Annotated in this window: 1 protein-coding gene and 1 pseudogene; both read right to left on the reverse strand. The window is 73.1% G+C overall.

The features are described from left to right. Positions 1-37: 37 nt before the first annotated feature. Positions 38-802: an IclR family transcriptional regulator gene (locus C1I97_RS37875; protein ID WP_111007367.1), complete on the reverse strand. Its 765-nt coding sequence runs from the start codon at positions 800-802 to the stop codon at positions 38-40. Next, a pseudogene (locus C1I97_RS42340) lies at positions 799-971 on the reverse strand (sugar kinase); the annotation flags it as partial. The gene C1I97_RS37875 and the pseudogene C1I97_RS42340, both read right to left, overlap by 4 nt.

A 971-nucleotide genomic window follows, 5' to 3' on the forward strand; every position in this document is an offset into this window, starting at 1 on the left:
GTGGTGTGGGTCCTGGGGGTGAGCGCGGTCTTCTCGGTCATTCGGCGGTGCCTTTCACTGGCGTTCTTCCGGAGTACTCGGCGCTGATCGCGTCGGCGGTGCGGCGCACCAGCGGGAGCAGGGTGAGGAGTTCACCGGCGGTGACGACGACGTTCGGCGCGGAGACCGACATCGCGGCGACCACCCGGCCGTCGGCGCCGCGGACGGGCGCGGCGACGCAGTTGATGGACTCCTCGTGACCGCCGAGGTCGGTGGCCCAGCCCTGCTCGCGCACCGTCGCCAGCTCCTTGAGGAAGGCGGCGGCGTTCGGCGTCGAACGGGCCGTGTACATGGGGTAGTCGAGCCGCTCCGCGACCGCGCGCCGCTCGGCCTCGGGCAGGTCGGCGAGCAGCAGCTTGGCCACGGCAGCGACGGTGAGGGCGACCGGCTTGCCGATCCGGGAGTACATGCGCACCGGGTAGCGGCTGTCCACCTTGTCGAGGTAGAGGACCTCGCCGTCCTCGTACACGGCGAGGTGCACGGTGTGCCCGCACGTCTCGTTGAGGCGTACGAGGTGGGGGTGGGCGATCTCGCGGACGTCGAGGCTCTCCATCGCCTCCTGGGCGAGGGCGAAGAGCCGGGCGCCGAGCCGGTAGCGCTGGTCGGACTGGCGGTAGACCAGGCCGTGCTCGTGGAGGGTGCGCAGCAGCCGCAGGGCGGTGGACTTGTGCACGCCGAGCCGGTCGGCGACCCGCCCGAGGTCGGCGGGGCCCTCGGCGAGCAGCGGCAGGATGCTCAGCGCGCGGTCGACGGTCTGGCTCACGGCGTCCGTACCTCCTCGTCGTCCCCGGCCGTGGCACGCGTCGTCCAGCCGGGGCCGAGTCGCAGTCTCCCCCACGCCTCCTCGTCCAGGGCGGCAAGGCGGTCGGCGTGGTCGAACCAGGAGGGGCGCGGCGAAGCCGCTCCGTGAGGGGTGGTGGTCGGGCGACGGG

Source organism: Streptomyces sp. NTH33 (genome assembly GCF_003236365.1).
Taxonomy (GTDB): Bacteria; Actinomycetota; Actinomycetes; order Streptomycetales; family Streptomycetaceae; genus Streptomyces.